Consider the following 16,566-nt stretch of genomic DNA (forward strand, 5'->3'; position numbering starts at 1 on the left):
CAGCGGTGCACCGCCCTTCTAAACAATCGCGCTCGGGCAATCCGCTTCGGCGCTTCTGGAGATTTTCATGTCCCTGTCCATGTACCAAGCATCCATCCCGGTCTTCACCCGCCAGCTAAACAATCTGTCGACTATCCTCGGTATCGCCGCCGCCCACGCCGAAGAGAAGAAGATCGAGCAGAGCGTATTTCTCAACGCGCGCCTGGCCCCCGATATGTTTCCACTAAGCCGCCAGGTGCAGATCGCCTGTGATGGCGCCAAGGCCGGCGCCGCCCTGCTGGCCGGGGTCGACGCACCGAGCCATGCCGATGATGAAGCCAGCTTTGCCGAGCTGCAGGCACGCATCACCAAGACCCTGGATTTCCTGCACAGCCTCGACGCTGCGAAGATCGACGGCAGCGAAGCGCGTACAGTCACCCTCAAGCGCCGCGACAAGGAAACCCACTTCCAGGGTCAGGCCTTCCTGCTCGATCACGTCATGCCGAACTTCTATTTCCACTACACCACTGCCTACGCCATCCTGCGCCACAACGGTGTCAGCATCGGTAAGCGCGATTTCCTCGGTACTCGTTAAGTAACTCTGCGCCTTAAAGCCGCGCCCACTGCCCATCGCCTCGATGGGCCTGCAGATGCGGCAACACCGCCGCCAGCAAGGGTTCTTTGAACGCTTCCTGAAAGCGGTGGGCCAGACCGGGGATCAGTCTCAATTCACTGTTCTTGATATGCGCCGCCACATGCACGCCGTGCATCACCGGCAGCAGCGGGTCGGCCGTGCCATGCACCACCAGGGTTGGCACGCGCAGACGGTTAAGCAGCTCGACCCTGCTCGGCTCCGCGAGAATCGCCAACAACTGACGTTGCACACCTTCGGGGTTGAACGCCCGGTCGTAGGCAATCTGCGCCTGTTGCAGCAGTAACTGCCGGTCATCGCTGACCGCCGGGCTGCCCAGCGCGGCCAGCAGGTCGGCCTGCTGCTCCAGGGCTATCGCGCGGTTGGGCGCTTCACGTTTGGCCAGCAGACTCAGTAGCGCGCTACTTGGCGCCGGCAACCCCTGAGCACCGGAGCTGGTCATAATCAAGGTCAGGCTCTGCACCCGCTCAGGTGCAAGGTCGGCCATATGCTGGGCGATCATTCCGCCCATGCTCGCCCCAAGTACGTGAACCTCACGCACGGCCAATGCATCCAGCAAGCCCAGGGCATCCTTGGCCATATCGCGCAGCCCATAGGGTGCTGCCACCGACAGACCGAGGCGATAACGCAGTGCTTCATAGGTCAGATTGATTTCTGGCGCGTTGCCAGCCCATGCGCTCAGCCCAACATCGCGGTTATCGAAGCGGATCACCCGAAAGCCCTGCTCACACAGGCGCGCCACCACTTCATCCGGCCAGTGAATCAACTGCCCGCCCAGGCCCATCACCAGCAGCAGCGCAGGATCGCTGTCGCGACCAATGCTCTGATACGCCAGACGCACCTCGCCCACATCCGCCGTGTGCGTCGGCACCTCCACATCACAACGCTGCGCCGCAAAAACCGGCAGGCCGCACAACAGTGCAGCGAGAAGAATCAACCCACGCATAACATCACCCAGACCCGGGACAGCAGAACGCAGCACCCCATTAAGACGCGAGTGTGGTGATGTTTGTGCGAGCGCGCTGCCACACAAGCGTGACAATTTGATGAAGGGAGACGAGCGGTCTTTCTACCGCGACAAAAAATAGCGAAAGCCCCTGCGACAGCCGATCAGGGCAGTCACAGGGGCGTACTCGTGAAGGCAATCAGGCCAGTTCGCTACGCAGCTGACGAGCTGCCGCCACCATATTGATCAACGCGGCTTCGGTCTCCGGCCAGGCACGGGTTTTCAGGCCGCAGTCCGGGTTGACCCACAGCCGCTCGAGCGGAATGCGCTGCGCAGCCTTGCGCAGCAAGTTGACCATCTCCCCGCTGTCCGGCACCCGTGGCGAATGGATGTCATATACGCCGGGGCCGATGTCGTTGGGGTAGTCGAAGCGTTCGAAGGCCTCCAGCAGCTCCATGTCCGAACGCGAGGTTTCAATGGTGATCACATCGGCATCCATAGCGGCGATGGACTCGATCACATCATTGAACTCGCTGTAGCACATATGGGTGTGGATCTGCGTCTCGTCGCGCACGCCCGAGGCGCACAGGCGGAAGGCTTCGGTGGCCCAATTGAGGTACCCCTGCCACTGTGCCTGACGCAGCGGTAAGCCTTCACGAAACGCCGCTTCGTCGATCTGGATGATCTTGATCCCGGCCGTTTCCAAGTCCACCACCTCGTCACGAATGGCCAGGGCCAGCTGGCGTGCCTGCTGTTCGCGGGAAATGTCGTCGCGCGGGAAGGACCACATCAGCATGGTCACCGGGCCGGTCAGCATACCCTTCATCACTTTGCGGGTAAGGGTCTGCGCATAACCGATCCAGGCCACAGTCATGGCCTTGGGCCGACTCAGGTCGCCATAGATCACTGCCGGTTTTACGCAACGCGAACCGTAGCTCTGCACCCAACCGAAACGGGTAAAGGCATAGCCGTCGAGCTGCTCAGCGAAGTACTCGACCATGTCGTTGCGCTCGGCCTCACCGTGCACCAGCACATCCAGACCGAGGTTTTCCTGCACCTCGACGGCATGACGGATTTCGCTGTGCATGGCCTCGGTGTAATCCCTCGCCGACAGCTTGCCAGCCTTGAACGCCTGACGCGCCAGACGAATGGCGGCGGTCTGCGGAAACGAGCCGATGGTGGTGGTCGGCAAGACCGGCAACTGCAGGCGTGCACGCTGCTGCTCGATGCGTGTGACAAATGGCGACTGACGCTGGCTGTCGGCAGCAGTAATGGCAGCCAAACTCGCCTGCACTGCCGGCTTGTGGATGCGTGGCGATTGCGCGCGACAGGCCTGCACGGCGCGGCTTGCCGCCAGCGCGGCCTGCACCTGAGCATCCTGCGGGTTATTAAGCGCCGTGGTCAGCAGTGCGACTTCCTCACACTTCTGCACGGCAAAGGCCAGCCAGCTTTTCAACTCATCATCCAGCTTGTCCTCACGACTCAGGTCGACCGGGCTGTGCAACAGCGAGCAGCTCGGCGCCACCCACAAGCGCTCGCCCAGGCGTTCCTGAGCCTGCTGCAGCGTCTCCAGTACCGCTTGCAGATCGGCACGCCAAACGTTACGGCCGTTGACCACGCCCAGCGACAGCACCTTGTAGGCCGGCAAACGGTCGAGGATGGTCGGGAACTGCTCGGGCGCACGTACCAGGTCGATATGCAGTCCATCCACCGGCAGGCTGGCGGCCAGGCCGAGGTTGTCTTCCAGGCCGGCGAAATAGGTAGCGATCAGTTTCTTGCAGGGCTCGCGCTGCAGCAGGTTGTAGGCGCGCTCGAAGGCGTTCTTCCAGGCTTGCGGCAGGTCCAGCACCAGAATCGGCTCATCGATCTGCACCCACTCCACACCCTGAGCGGCCAAGCGCTGGAGGATTTCGCCGTAGACCGGCAGCAGCCGCTCAAGCAAATCGAGCTTGTCGAAATCGCTGCCCTTGGCTTTGCCCAACCACAGATAGGTCAGCGGGCCGATCAGCACCGGTTTGATGCGGTGACCCAGGGCGTGGGCTTCTTCGACTTCCTCGAACAGTTGTTCCCAGCTCAACTGGAACTGCTGATCGGCGGTAAATTCAGGGACCAGGTAGTGGTAGTTGGTGTCGAACCACTTGGTCATCTCTTGCGCATGAGCAGCGCAACAGGCGCTCTGGCTGCTCTTGTTTGCAACGGCACCGCGCGCCATGCCGAACAAGGTATCCAGGGTCGGCTTGCCGTCTGCCGGGCGAAAGCGCTCGGGGATCACGCCGAAGCTCAGCGAGTGCGTCAGCACCTGGTCGTACCAGGCAAAGTCGCCGCCCGGCAGCAGATCGATGCCAGCGTCCTTCTGCAGCTGCCAGTGGGCGGCGCGCAGTTCACGACCCACAGTCCGCAGGCCGGCCTCGTCCAGCTCGCCTTTCCAGTAGGCCTCCAGGGCTTTTTTCAGTTCTCGGTCACGACCGATACGCGGAAAACCAAGGGAATGGGACAGGGCCATGTCAGAACGCTCCAGCAGATCAATAAGATGCTGGCTATTCTCGGCACCCCGTCTAAGTGAGACAAACTCAATCTATTCGCCTTGATCTATAGTTTTACTCATGTTCTGCTTGTCGCTAGAACGCCGATCCGCCAAACACCGAGGCCCGCCATGCTCGAATTGCGCCACCTGAAAACCTTGCATGCCCTGCGCGAAAGCGAAAGCCTGGTGGACGCAGCCGAGCGTCTGCACCTGACGCAATCGGCGCTGTCGCATCAGTTCAAGGAGTTGGAAGAGCGCCTGGGCATGCCGCTGTTCGTGCGCAAAACCAAGCCGGTGCGCTTTACCAGCGCCGGCCTGCGCCTGTTGCAGCTATCCGACACGGTATTGCCGCTGCTGCGCGGTGCCGAGCGTGATTTAGCCCGCCTGGCCGGTGGGACCGCCGGCCGGCTGCACATGGCCATCGAATGCCACAGCTGCTTCCAGTGGCTGATGCCGACTATCGACCAGTTCCGCGATGCCTGGCCGGAAGTGGAACTGGACCTGGCCTCGGGCTTCTCCTTCGCCCCACTGCCCGCCCTGGCCCGCGGTGATCTGGACCTGGTGGTGACCAGCGATCCACTGGAGCTGGCCGGCATCACCTATGTGCCGCTGTTTACCTATGAAGCCATGCTCGCCGTGGCCAACCAGCATCCGCTGGCCAGCAAACCGTGCATCAAACCGCAGGACCTGGCCACGGAGACCCTGATCACCTACCCGGTGGAACGCGACCGCCTGGACATCTTCACCCGCTTCCTTGAGCCGGCGGATGTCGAACCAGCGCAGGTGCGGACCTCCGAGCTGACGGTGATGATGATGCAACTGGTGGCCAGCGGCCGCGGCGTGTGTGGCCTGCCCAACTGGGCGCTGCATGAATACAGTTCGCGTGGCTACGTGACGGCAAAACGCCTGGGCGATAAGGGGCTGTTTGCCACCCTGTATGCCGGCATCCGCACCGATATGCTCGACGCGCCGTTTATGCGTGACTTCCTGCTGACCGCCAAGGACACCTCCTTCGCCAATCTGGAAGGCGTCAGCGTGGCGCGTTAGAGGCCTTGCAGAAACGTCGTGGCGGATTAAACAGGACCTAGGCAGACACCCAGGCGCGGCGCATAATTCGCGCCGCTCAAACCCCTCCGATCCCTGGATGCACTTCCGCCATGATCGTTCGCCCGCGCCCCAGTGCGTTGCACCTGTTCTTTGTTCGCCGTGGTTCAATCTTCCCGCACATTGCCTCCAAGCTGCTGAGCATCACGCTGCTCTCCTGCATGGTGGTGGGGTTTTATGAATACGGTTGGCTCCAGTGGCTCGACCAGGTCAGCGCCCCACCGTTTTCACTGCTGGGGTTGGCGCTCTCGGTGTTTCTCGGGTTTCGCAACAGCGCCTGTTATGACCGCTGGTGGGAAGCACGCAAGCAGTGGGGCGAATTGATCATCCAGGCTCGCGGCCTCGCCCGTGAAAGTCATGCCCTACTGCCCGGTGATGACAACGCGGGCTTGCGCCGCCAGACCATCCAGCGCTGTATTGCCTTTGCTCACGCCCTGGCCGCTCATCTGCGTGGGCAGGATGGCGCGGCGGCCTGTGCCGCCTGGGTCGGCCCAGACGAACTGACAATCCTGCGCCAACGGCGCAACGTGCCGGACACGCTCCTCATCTGGATCAACCAGGACCTGGCCCAATGCGTACGTGAACAGCGCATCAGCGATGTGCTCTACAGGGGCCTGGAACAACGACTGGATACCCTAGCCGCCAGTCAGGCCGTCTGTGAACGCATCAAGAGCACACCCACACCGTTCGCCTACACCCTGCTGCTGCACCGCACGGCCTGGTTGTTCTGCATGCTGCTGCCATTCGGCCTGGTCAGCTCACTGGAACTGCTCACACCGGTTCTGGTAACGATTATTGCCTACACCTTCTTCGGTCTGGATGCTCTGGGTGACGAACTGGAGGAGCCCTTCGGCCTGTCAGACAACGACCTCCCCTTAAGCGCCATGGTTAGGGGGATTGAGATCGACCTGCTCGAGTCTCTTGGCGACACCTTGCCCGCACCCTTGCAGCCGCAGGACTACGTTTTGCGGTAATGGCGCTTAAACAGGAGCGCAGCAGCAATAACCTGGTGTTTGCCTGATGAGCCCTCAACACTCACTTCTCTGCAAGTAACTGCACGGCAAAGCCTGTTACAACTGCCGGCTTGCCGCATCGTGACCAACAGTCATAGCATGACCACCGGTCACAACCTCTGAAAAATCCGTATGCGCTACCAAGATCAACTCTTCGAACAACGCGAAAACGCCCTTCTCGATGCGGCCCGCCAGCTGTTTGCCGAGCAGCCCTGGGATCGCGTGACGATTGCCGAAGTGGCGCTTGCCGCCGGCATCGGCAAAGGCACGGTGTACAAGCACTTCCCCAGCAAGGAAGCGCTGTATGCGCGCCTGGTGCTCGACCTCAGCCGCGCCAACCTGCTGGAACTGCGCGAACTGCATGCCGCCAGCCCCGCGCAGGACGCCATGCGCCGGGTGATCCTCCGCGCCTTCGAGCAGATGCTGGCTAACCCGATTCAGGCGCAGCTGTGCCTGCACTGCGACCGCCCGGAGTTTCAGGAGCGCCTGGAAAGCCCGTACCGCCAGCAATTCCTCGATATAGAGCGCGAATTCCAGCTGTTCTTCAGCGACATGCTCGGCGTGGCCCTGAACAACCAGGCGCTCAGCCAGAGCGACTGTCAGAACCTGTTGTGGGGCGTGGAAGCCTGCGTCAACGGGGTAATGGCACGCATCGCCTCCGGTGGCTTTGCCCACTGGGCTGAGCCGATTGCCCTGGATGAGTACTTCGCCCGCGTCACCGATTTCATTATTGCCGGCCTGCGCACTCAGGCCGCCGAACTGCTTGCTCAACCCCATTGCCACGAGTAACCACCATGTTCAGTCAGCTGTCCAAACGCCCCTGGTTGATCGCCGTCGTCATCAGTCTGCTGCTCGTGCTGTGGCTGTTCAGCGGCTCGCTGTTCAAGACCCAGGAAACCGCCACGGCCGATGCGCCAGTGGAGGAAAAGGGTCTGACCAAGGTTGAAGTGCAGTGGCTGGAAGCCAGCCCGATGCAGCGCCAGCATGTGGTGCAAGGGCAGATCGAAGCCTGGCGCCGGGTCGAGCTGCGTTCGCAGATCAGCGGCACGGTGATGCGCCTGGATCAGGACAAAGGCAACCCGGTCAAGCAGGGTCAGTTGCTGCTCAGCCTCTCCACCGATAACCGTCCGGCTCAGGTGGCCAAGGGCGAGGCCGATGTACGCCAGCGTGCCGCCGATGCCAGCGCCGCCGAACGCCTGCGCGAACGCAACCTGGTTTCGACCAACGAACTGATCCGCCTACAGAGCGAACTGGCCAAGGCCCGCGCCGAACTCGATCTGGCGCGCATTCAGCTGGGCAACACGCAAATCAACGCGCCGTTTGCCGGGGTGTATGACCAGCGCATGGTCGAGCTGGGTGATTTCGTTCAGCCGGGGCAAAGCTTGCTGACCCTGGTGGACATCAGCCAGCTCAAGGTCAGTGCGCAGATTGCCCAGCAGGAAGTCACCCAACTCAAGCTGGGGCAGCCGGTGAAGGTCGAATTGCTCGACGGCCGCGAACTGCAGGGCGAGCTGCACTTTATCGCCGCCGCCGCCGATCCGGGCTCACGCAGCTTCCGCATCGAGGTCAAGGTTGCCAACCCGCAAGCCCTGCGCCTGGCGGGTGCCAGCGCGACCCTGCATGTACAGACCGGCGAAGCCCTGGCCCATCGCCTGTCGCCCGCCCTGCTGAGCCTGGATAAAGCCGGCCGGCATGGCGTCAAGTGGGTTAACGAGCAGCAACAGGTAGAGTTCACGCCCGTGCAACTGATCAGCGTCGACAATCAGGGCGCCTGGGTCAGCGGCCTGCCTAACAAGGTCGCCTTGATCACCCTCGGCCAGGGCTTTGTCGAGCCGGGCCAGCAGGTGATCAGCCAGCTGGCCAAAGGGGGTAGCTGATATGCACGGCCTGATCGCTGCGGCGCTGGATCGCAGCCGCACCAGCCTGCTGGTGCTGCTATTTCTTATGCTAGGTGGGCTGGCGGCGTATTTCGCCATCCCCAAGGAAGCCAATCCGGATGTCAGCATCCCGATCATCTATGTTTCGGTAACCCTCGAAGGCATCAGCCCGGAAGACGCCGAACGCCTGCTGGTTCGCCCCCTTGAGCAGGAGCTGCGCAGCCTCGAAGGGGTCAAGGAAATGCGCTCCATGGCCAGCGAAGGCCATGCCTCGGTGACTCTGGAGTTCGATGCTGGCTTCAACGCCAAACTGGCCCTGGCCGATGTGCGTGAGAAGGTTGATACCGCCCGCAGCAAGCTGCCAGAGGAAGCCGAGGAACCGACAGTCAATGAAGTCAACGTGGCGCTGTTTCCGGTGCTGTCGATTGGCCTGTCCGGGCCGATTGCCGAAACCGAATTGGTCTACATCGCCCGGCGCCTGAAAGAGAACGTCGAAGGCATCGCCGAAGTGTTGTCGGTGGAAATCGGCGGCGACCGCGAAGACCTGCTGGAAATCGTCGTAGACCCACAGGTGCTCGACAGCTACGGCATCGATTACAACGAGCTGTTCAACCTGGTCAGCCGCAACAATCGCCTGGTCGCCGCCGGCAGCCTGGACACCGGTGCCGGGCGTATGAGCATGAAAGTGCCCGGGGTGATCGAAGACCTCGAAGACGTACTGTCCATGCCGATCAAGGTGGTCGGCGACAGCGTGGTGACCTTCGGCGACGTTGCCACCATTCACCGCACCTTCAAGGACCCCACCGGCTACGCACGGATCAATGGCCAGCCGGCGGTGGTGCTGGAGGTGTCCAAGCGCAGCGGCGCCAACATCATCGACACCATCGAGCAGGTCAAGGCGCTGATGGTCAAAGCCCAGCCGCTGCTGCCCGAAGGCCTCAAGGTCAGCTACATCATGGACCAGTCGCAGCAGGTGCAGAGCATGCTCAGTGACCTGCTCAACAACGTGATGACCGCCATCGTGTTGGTGCTGATTCTGGTTGTGGCGAGCATGGGCATGCGCTCGGCGCTGTTGGTTGGGCTGACCATTCCAGGGGCCTTTCTGACCGGCATCCTGGTGATCTGGATGTTCGGTTTCACCCTGAATATCGTCGTGCTGTTCAGCCTGATTCTGGTGGCTGGCATGCTGGTGGACGGCGCCATCGTCGTCTCAGAACTGGCCGACCGCTACCTGCACCAGGGGCAAACACCACGCCAGGCCTGGGCCAATGCCGCCATGCGGATGGCCTGGCCGGTCATCTCGTCCACCGCCACCACCCTGGTGGTGTTTTTGCCGCTGCTGTTCTGGCCCGGTGTGGTCGGCCAATTTATGAAATACCTGCCGGCCACGGTGATCGTCTGCCTGCTCGCTTCACTGGCCATGGCCCTGGTATTTCTGCCGGTGCTCGGTGCGGTCACCGGTGGCCAACCGCTGCCGCAGCCGACTCAGCCAGGCCGAGCAGCCGTGGGTTATCGTCGCCTGCTGGGCGCTTTGCTGAAGCGCCCAGGGCTCACCCTGCTGGGCATCCTCGCGTTGATTGCGCTGATCTACACCGCCTATGGCCGTTTCAACCATGGCGTGGAGTTCTTCCCCGAAGTCGAGCCGGAAAACGCGCAGATCTGGTTGCGCGCCCGTGGCGATCTGTCGGTGCAAGAAAAAGACGCCCTGCTGCAACAGGTGGAAAAGCGCCTGCTCGGCATGAGCGAGGTCAAAGCGCTGTACGCCCGCTCCCTGGCGCAGCCGGACGGCCAGCTCGGTGCGGACGTGATCGGCACCCTGCAGTTCCAGTTCGTCGAATGGCATGAGCGACGTTCGGCCGGCCAGATCCTCGCCGATATGAGCACGCGAACGGCGGATATCCCGGGCATCGTGCTGGAGTTCCGCAAACAGGAAGAAGGCCCCAGCAGCGGCAAACCCGTAAAGCTACAGGTCAGTTCCATGGACCCGGCCAAGGCCGATCAGTGGGTCGAACAGGTGCGCGCCAACATGCAGCGCCTGGGCGGCTTCAAGGATGTCGAGGATGACCGTGCCCTGCCGGGTATCGAATGGCGGGTCAAGGTCGACCGCGAGGCGGCTGCGCGTTTCAGCGCGGATGTGCTGAGCGTGGGCAATGCCGTGCAGATGGTCACCAACGGCCTGAAACTGGCTACCTACCGCCCGGAAGACGCCACCGATGAGGTGGATATCCGCGTGCGTCTGCCAGCTAATTGGCGCTCCCTCGACCAGCTCGGCCGGCTGACCCTGAACACCCCGGCCGGGCAGATTCCGCTGAGTAATTTCGTCTCCCTGCAACAGGCGCCGAAGGTCGGCACCCTGCGCCGGGTCGACGGTAACCGCACAATCACCCTACAGGCCGACATCGCCGAAGGCGCGCGCCTGGACGAGCGCCTGCAAGCCCTGCGCGAAGCCATGGGCGAGGTGCCCGTTGATGTGCAGGTGAAGTTCGCCGGCGAAGACGCCGACCAGCGTGAAGCCGCGACCTTCCTCGGCACTGCCTTTGCGGTGGCGATCTTCCTGATGTTTATCATCCTGGTGACCCAGTTCAACAGCATCTACCAGTCGCTGCTGGTGCTCTCGGCCATCGTACTGTCCACCGCCGGGGTGCTGATGGGCCTGCTGGTCAATGGCCAGTCGTTCGGCATCGTGATGGTCGGTATGGGTCTGATCGCCCTGGCGGGCATCGTGGTGAACAACAACATCATCCTCATCGACACCTACAACCAGCTGCGCCGCCAGGGTCTGGAGCCGCGTGAGGCGGCGCTGGAAACCGGCAGCCTGCGCTTGCGCCCAGTGCTGCTGACCGCCGTGACCACGGTCCTCGGCCTGGTGCCGATGGTGATCGGGGTGAACGTTGACCTGCTCACCCCAGGCCTGGGCTTTGGCGCGCCGTCGACCCAGTGGTGGACCCAGCTGTCCAGCGCCATCGCTGGCGGCCTGAGCTTCGCCACCGTGCTGACCCTGCTACTGACGCCTTGCCTGCTGGTACTCGGCTCGCGTTTCGAACGTCGCCCGCCGCCGCTGGAAACCTTCGACGATGACCTGCTCGACTTGCCGGAGCATCTGCTGGCCAGTGCCACCGGCAAGGTCGAGCTGCAACGCACGCCCTAAGCAGTTCGCCCAGGTCAACGGTGGCCTGGGCAATGGCTCCCCCAACGAAAGCCTGGACTGCTGATTGCGACTGGGTAGTCGACCAAACAGCCCGTACACTCGGCGCATCATTGTCGAGGGCCCACCATGCGCACGCTTTATCAGTTCCCGATATCCCACTACTGCGAAAAAACCCGCTGGCACCTGGATCACAAGGGCCTCGATTTTCAGGTGGATAATCTCTTTCCTGGTCTGCACCGGCTGAAAAGCAAGCGCCTGGCCAATATCGTCACCCTGCCGATCCTCAAGGATGGCGAGCAGGTCATCGGCGACTCCACGCAGATCGCCCTGTACCTGGAGCAGCATTATCCAGAGCGTCCGCTGCTGCCGACCGACGCGGCACAACGCGCCGAGGTGCTGGAGCTGGAAGAACAGTTCGACCGCCTGGGTGTGCATGTACGCCGCTGGTTGTACGGCCAGATCAAGCAATGGGACTCGGTGATGCACGCCATGCTCAAGGTCTACCGCCCGCTACTGGGCCTGCGTGACCTGATGAAGCCGGTGCTGATCAACGGCGTACAACGCCTGTATGGCGTTACGCCGCCGCGGGTGGCGAAGTCTCAGGCCGAACTGCTCGAAGGCTTGGCACTGATCGAGTCGCGTATTCATGGCGACCCATCACGCTATCTGGTCGGTGAGCAGCTGACCCTGGCCGATATCAGCGCCGCCGCCCTGTTCGCCCCGCTGTTCACCCCCGCCGGTACGCCGTGGGAAGGCATTGCCGGACACGATGCCAAGACCCAGGCCTTCCTTGATGAGCTGCACGCTCACCCGGCCGGCCAATGGGTGATGCGCCGCTATGCAGAAGACCGTCAACGCCGCAGTTGAGCGGCTTGAGCAAAGGACTGACACCATGAACCTCAGCGATATCCCATTCGGCGTTACCGACTGGAGCCAGATTGAGCGCAGCGAACATGCCGGCGAAACCGGTATGGCCTACTGGCGCACCCAGGTGTTTGGCAACATTCGCGTGCGCATGGTCGAGTACAGCGCCGGCTACCTGGCCGATCATTGGTGCAAGAAAGGCCACATCCTGCTGTGCCTCGAAGGCGAACTGCACACCGAGCTGGAGGATGGCCGGCGCTTTGTCATGACAGCGGGTATGAGCTATCAGGTCGCTGATCAGGCTGAGGCGCATCGTTCATCCACGACCGACGGGGCGCGGCTGTTTATCGTCGATTGATCGGCAGTACAGCCGGTTCAGCTGCGCTCGGAACTCAGCAGCATCAACAGCGATACCGGCTGTTCGCTCTCCGGGTGCAACGGCTCCTGCAGCCATTGCAGGCGCCAGCCGGTTTCACTGAACAACCCCAGCCAGGACTCCAGCGTGCGAAAGAACCAGGGCATCGGTTGGGCAAAGCCCTCGCCGAAGCCGGCAAAGGTTTCCACCCGCCAACCGTCGCGATAGCTCGCATCGTTGCAGGCGCGCCAAGGATGCAGGGTCTGGATCAATAAGCGACCGTTCTCCGCCAGTAGGCCATGCAAGGCATTCAGGGTCGGCGTCAGGGGTTCTTCCAGCAGGGCAAAGTTGCACACCAGAACATCGAAACGGCCCAGCAGCTCGGCCTGACTTTCCAGCTCGGCATAGCCGCATACGCGGTACTGCGACGCACCTGTCGCCGCCTGCTGCGCCACAGCAATCAGCGGGGCGGAAGCATCCACGCCAACCGCCTCGATGCCATGTTCGACCAACCCACGGCACAACCAGCCCTCGCCACACCCCAGATCCAGCACACGCTTAGGCGCCAAGGCCAGAATCGCCTGAACGATGGCGGCATCCGTCACCAACCGGCGGCTTTCAATGCGCTGCTCGCGCACGGCTGCCGTCCAGGCATCGGCATTGGCCTGCCAACTGAGGTTGAGTTGCTCCCGATGATCGCGCTGCATCGCTCACTCGTCGCCTGTTCCGTCACGGCAAAATTCCAGCCAACTGCGCCTCAACGCAGCATCACCACAATCGTGCACCAGTTCCCGTATCGCGGTGTTGCCGCTGATCACTTAATCCAACAGCCGCGCATAAAAATCAGCAAAAAATCTTCCGGCTGCCAAGCCCATCCCGGCTTACCTACTGCACCAACGACTAAACTACAGGCAGTGGCCAGCTGAGAGGAACTCAGTGCTCAAGCCCGCTGATGTTATTCAGCAACCTGTCAAACCTATGGATGAGTACATCAGGCTAAATGAATATGGGCGCACCTTGGCAACTCGATATCACCACCCTGCCGGCCGGCGAACCACCTAACCGGCGCAAGCGCATCAGTAAAGTGAAGGTCACTTTCTGGCTGCTGGTTTTACTGCTGTGCATCGCTGCCGGCTTTTGGCTGGCCGAGGAAGTGCGCACCTCACGCTTTCAGGCTCAGGAACTCAGCCGCTATGCGCAAACGTTGAGCTACCAGGTCAAGCCAGGTCCCAGCCCGTCGATCATCTACCCCAAAGAAGGCCCTTTCGATAAGCGCCAGGGCTATACCTACCTGCCCCTGATGCTGGAACGCCTTGGCCAGCGCAATTACATCGTTCAGCAGCAGGCGCAGTTCTCCCCCGCCCTGCTCAGCTATGCCCAGCGAGGCCTGTTTATCCCCTACCCGGAAAAAATCCAGAGTGGCCTGCGCATCAGTGATTGCAGCGGCACGCCCTTCTATGAATTTCGCTACCCGCAACAGCGCTACCCAAGCTTCAACGCCATCCCGCCACTGGTAGCCAGCAGCCTGCTGTTTATCGAGAACCGTAAGCTGCTCGACCCCGAGCAGCCGCTGGCCAATCCGGCGGTGGATTGGCCGCGCTTTGTGATGGCAGCCATCTCCCAGGTTGGCAAGCTGCTGGACATGCAGGACCAGTCTGCCGGCGGCAGCACGCTGGCCACCCAGTTGGAGAAGTACCGCCACTCCCCGGATGGCCTGACCTTGTCGGCCACGGAGAAACTGCGGCAGATGCTTTCCGCCAGCGTGCGCGCCTACCAGAGCGGCCCGCAGACACTGGCTGCGCGGGAAAATATCGTGCGCGACTACCTCAATAGCGTGCCGCTCTCCGCCGCCCCCGGGCATGGCGAAGTGCATGGCCTGGCCGATGGCCTGCGCATCTGGTTCGGCGCGGACTTCACCCAGGTCAATCTGCTGCTCGACCCGGCGCGCTCGCCAGATGCCAGCCTGGCCGAGCGCGGCCTGGCGCTGCGTCAGGTACTGGCCCTGATGATTGCCCAGCGCCGCCCCTCGTATTACCTGGCTCAGGGCCGTAATGACCTGGCCGAACTGACCGATAGCCATATCCGTCTGCTGGCCGGCGGCGGCCTGATTGACGCGGCGCTACGCGATGCGGCACTGAACCAGTCACTGGTCTACCGCGACTGGGCCCTGGAGCCCAACCTGCAGGTGGTGGACGGTAACAAAGGCATCAGCGTTTCGCGGGCACGCCTGTCAGCCATGCTCAACATGCCGCTGTATGACCTGGATCGCCTCGACCTGAGCGCCACCAGCACGCTGAACAACCAGCTGCAGCAAGCCGCCAGCCAGTACCTGCAGCAATTGGCCGACCCGGAGTTTGCCGGGCAAATCGGCCTGTTTGGCGAGCGTCTGCTGTCCCCGGAAAAGACTGCCGATGTGCGCTACAGCTTCACCTTGTTCGAGCGCACCAGTAACGGCAGCGTGGTAAGGGTGCAAACCGACAGCACAGACCAGCCGTTCGACATCAATGAAGGCAGCAAGCTGGAGCTGGGCTCCACCGCCAAGCTCAGGGTGCTGGCTACCTACCTGGAAATCATTGCCGAGCTGCACCAGCGCCATGCCGGCCAAAGCGCCAGCGAATTGCGCGCTGTCAACGCTCAGGACAACCTCACCCGCTGGGCCATCGGCTATCTGCAGAGCACCCCCAACGCCAGCCTACCGGCCATGCTGGATGCCGCGCTGGAGCGCAAATACTCGGCCAGCCCGGGCGAGCGTTTCTTCACTGGCGGCGGCATTCACACCTTTGCCAACTTCCGCCGCGAAGATAACCAGCGCATCGCCAGCATGCGCGAAGCCCTGCGCGAGTCGCTCAATCTGCCATTTATCCGCCTGATGCGCGATCTGGTGCGCTACAGCACCTACCAGGGCCCGAACAACAGCGCCGAACTGCTCAAGGACGACAAGGACCCGCGCCGCCAGGCCTACCTGCAAGACTTCGCCGACCGCGAAGGCACCACCTTCCTGCTGCGTTTCTGGCGTAAATACCAGGGCCAGCCCGAGCAACAGCGCCTGGACACCTTCCTCAACGGCCTGCGCCACACCTCGGTACGCCTCGCTGCCGTACACCGCTACCTGATGCCGCATGCAGACGAAGCCAGCTTCGCCGCCTTCCTGCGCAAGTACCTGCCCCAGGAAAAACTCAGCGATAGGCGCATCGCCGAGCTCTATAAGAGTTACGGCCCCGGCACCTACAGCCTGCCTGACCAGGGCTATATCGCTCGCGTCCACCCGCTTGAACTGTGGCTCTTGGGCTACCTGATCGAACAACCGCAAGCGACCTTCAGCAATGCGGTGGCCGCCAGCCAGGACGAACGCCAGGAAGTCTACGGCTGGCTGTTCCGCAGTCGCCACAAGAGCGCGCGCGACAGCCGCATCCGCATCATGCTGGAGGTAGAGGCCTTCCTCGATATTCATCGGCGCTGGCAAAACCTGGGCTACCCCTTCGCCCACCTAGTCCCGTCGCTAGCAACCGCCATCGGCAGCTCTGGCGATCGGCCGGCTGCGCTGGCCGAGCTGGTTGGCATTATTCAGAACGATGGCATTCGGCAGCCCACCGCGCGCATCGACAGTCTGCATTTCGCCGCTGATACGCCTTACGACACCCTGGTGGTGCGCGACCATGCCGAAGGCAAGCGAGTGATGGCCTCGGAAGTCGCAGCGGCGCTGCGCAGCGCCCTCGCCGATGTAGTTGAAGCCGGCACCGCGCGGCGCCTGCTCGGCAGTTTTACCCAGGCTGATGGCCAACCCCTCAAGGTCGGCGGCAAAACCGGCACAGGCGATAACCGCATTGAAACCGTCGGTGCAGGAGGTCGGGTGCTCAGCTCACGGGCGATGAACCGCACCGCAACCTTTGTGTTCTACCTCGGCCCGCGCCACTACGGCACCCTCACCGCCTTCGTCCCAGGCCGCGCCGCAGAAAGCTTCCGTTTCACCTCAGCGCTGCCGGTGCAGGTGCTCAAAGGCATGGCACCAATTCTGCTGCCCTACCTTCAACCGGACACCCACAGCCAGTGCTTGCCACCTATGCCGGCGGCTCAGGCCAGAACCTTGTAGACCCTGAGCAAAAA

Annotated in this window: 12 protein-coding genes; 9 read left to right on the top strand and 3 right to left on the bottom strand. The window is 62.3% G+C overall.

The features are described from left to right. Nucleotides 1-67: 67 nt before the first annotated feature. Nucleotides 68-574: a DUF1993 domain-containing protein gene (locus BLO50_RS02395; protein ID WP_090248422.1), complete on the top strand. Its 507-nt coding sequence runs from the start codon at nt 68-70 to the stop codon at nt 572-574. Between the two features lie 13 nt (nt 575-587). Here BLO50_RS02395 and BLO50_RS02400 read toward each other — a convergent pair whose 3' ends face one another. Then, nucleotides 588-1,577: an alpha/beta fold hydrolase gene (locus BLO50_RS02400; protein WP_090248424.1), complete on the bottom strand. Its 990-nt coding sequence runs from the start codon at nt 1,575-1,577 to the stop codon at nt 588-590. Nucleotides 1,578-1,776: 199 nt separating this feature from the next. Next, nucleotides 1,777-4,080, bottom strand: a complete 2,304-nt coding sequence (metE, locus tag BLO50_RS02405; protein ID WP_090248425.1) for a 5-methyltetrahydropteroyltriglutamate--homocysteine S-methyltransferase — start codon at nt 4,078-4,080, stop codon at nt 1,777-1,779. A gap of 150 nt (nt 4,081-4,230) precedes the next feature. On the opposite strand from metE, the gene metR reads away from it, so the two are divergent. The 7 genes from metR (at nt 4,231) to BLO50_RS02440 (ending at nt 12,465) form a co-directional block, all read left to right on the top strand. After that, entirely contained in the window at nt 4,231-5,148 is a 918-nt protein-coding gene (gene metR / locus BLO50_RS02410) for a transcriptional regulator MetR (protein WP_090248427.1), read from the top strand. 110 nt (nt 5,149-5,258) lie between these two features. Then, complete coding sequence (locus tag BLO50_RS02415) at nt 5,259-6,179, top strand: bestrophin family protein (protein ID WP_090248428.1); 921 nt, start codon at nt 5,259-5,261, stop codon at nt 6,177-6,179. A gap of 171 nt (nt 6,180-6,350) precedes the next feature. After that, nucleotides 6,351-7,007, top strand: coding sequence for a TetR/AcrR family transcriptional regulator (locus BLO50_RS02420; protein ID WP_090248430.1), 657 nt, complete (start codon nt 6,351-6,353; stop codon nt 7,005-7,007). A 5-nt stretch (nt 7,008-7,012) separates the two neighbouring features. After that, nucleotides 7,013-8,095 carry an efflux RND transporter periplasmic adaptor subunit gene (locus tag BLO50_RS02425; RefSeq protein WP_090248431.1) on the top strand — a complete coding sequence of 361 codons (1,083 nt, stop codon included), beginning with the start codon at nt 7,013-7,015 and terminating at the stop codon, nt 8,093-8,095. 1 nt (nt 8,096) lies between these two features. Further along, complete coding sequence (locus tag BLO50_RS02430; protein ID WP_090248433.1) at nt 8,097-11,243, top strand: efflux RND transporter permease subunit; 3,147 nt, start codon at nt 8,097-8,099, stop codon at nt 11,241-11,243. 126 nt (nt 11,244-11,369) lie between these two features. Then, complete coding sequence (locus BLO50_RS02435) at nt 11,370-12,110, top strand: glutathione S-transferase family protein (protein ID WP_090248434.1); 741 nt, start codon at nt 11,370-11,372, stop codon at nt 12,108-12,110. Nucleotides 12,111-12,135: 25 nt separating this feature from the next. After that, nucleotides 12,136-12,465, top strand: coding sequence for a DHCW motif cupin fold protein (locus BLO50_RS02440; RefSeq protein WP_090248436.1), 330 nt, complete (start codon nt 12,136-12,138; stop codon nt 12,463-12,465). Between the two features lie 17 nt (nt 12,466-12,482). On the opposite strand, the gene BLO50_RS02445 is transcribed toward BLO50_RS02440, so the two are convergent. Next, nucleotides 12,483-13,169 carry a class I SAM-dependent methyltransferase gene (locus BLO50_RS02445; protein ID WP_090248437.1) on the bottom strand — a complete coding sequence of 229 codons (687 nt, stop codon included), beginning with the start codon at nt 13,167-13,169 and terminating at the stop codon, nt 12,483-12,485. Between the two features lie 299 nt (nt 13,170-13,468). Between BLO50_RS02445 and BLO50_RS02450 the strand changes: the two genes are divergently transcribed. Continuing rightward, a complete protein-coding gene (locus tag BLO50_RS02450; protein WP_090251139.1) occupies nt 13,469-16,552 on the top strand; it encodes a transglycosylase domain-containing protein in 3,084 nt (1,027 codons plus the stop codon). The last annotated feature ends 14 nt before the right edge of the window (nt 16,553-16,566 follow it).

This window comes from Pseudomonas peli, assembly GCF_900099645.1.
GTDB classification, from domain to species: domain Bacteria; phylum Pseudomonadota; class Gammaproteobacteria; order Pseudomonadales; family Pseudomonadaceae; genus Aquipseudomonas; species Aquipseudomonas peli.

Excerpts from the sequence above, each read along its gene's own strand:
- BLO50_RS02395 (WP_090248422.1), top strand. The coding sequence starts at position 68 with ATGTCCCTGTCCATGTACCAAGCATCCATCCCGGTCTTCACCCGCCAG.
- BLO50_RS02415 (WP_090248428.1), top strand. The coding sequence starts at position 5,259 with ATGATCGTTCGCCCGCGCCCCAGTGCGTTGCACCTGTTCTTTGTTCGC.
- BLO50_RS02450 (WP_090251139.1), top strand. The coding sequence starts at position 13,469 with ATGGGCGCACCTTGGCAACTCGATATCACCACCCTGCCGGCCGGCGAA.
- BLO50_RS02435 (WP_090248434.1), top strand. The coding sequence starts at position 11,370 with ATGCGCACGCTTTATCAGTTCCCGATATCCCACTACTGCGAAAAAACC.
- BLO50_RS02445 (WP_090248437.1), bottom strand. The coding sequence starts at position 13,169 with ATGCAGCGCGATCATCGGGAGCAACTCAACCTCAGTTGGCAGGCCAAT.
- BLO50_RS02420 (WP_090248430.1), top strand. The coding sequence starts at position 6,351 with ATGCGCTACCAAGATCAACTCTTCGAACAACGCGAAAACGCCCTTCTC.
- BLO50_RS02430 (WP_090248433.1), top strand. The coding sequence starts at position 8,097 with ATGCACGGCCTGATCGCTGCGGCGCTGGATCGCAGCCGCACCAGCCTG.
- metE (WP_090248425.1), bottom strand. The coding sequence starts at position 4,080 with ATGGCCCTGTCCCATTCCCTTGGTTTTCCGCGTATCGGTCGTGACCGA.
- metR (WP_090248427.1), top strand. The coding sequence starts at position 4,231 with ATGCTCGAATTGCGCCACCTGAAAACCTTGCATGCCCTGCGCGAAAGC.
- BLO50_RS02425 (WP_090248431.1), top strand. The coding sequence starts at position 7,013 with ATGTTCAGTCAGCTGTCCAAACGCCCCTGGTTGATCGCCGTCGTCATC.
- BLO50_RS02400 (WP_090248424.1), bottom strand. The coding sequence starts at position 1,577 with ATGCGTGGGTTGATTCTTCTCGCTGCACTGTTGTGCGGCCTGCCGGTT.
- BLO50_RS02440 (WP_090248436.1), top strand. The coding sequence starts at position 12,136 with ATGAACCTCAGCGATATCCCATTCGGCGTTACCGACTGGAGCCAGATT.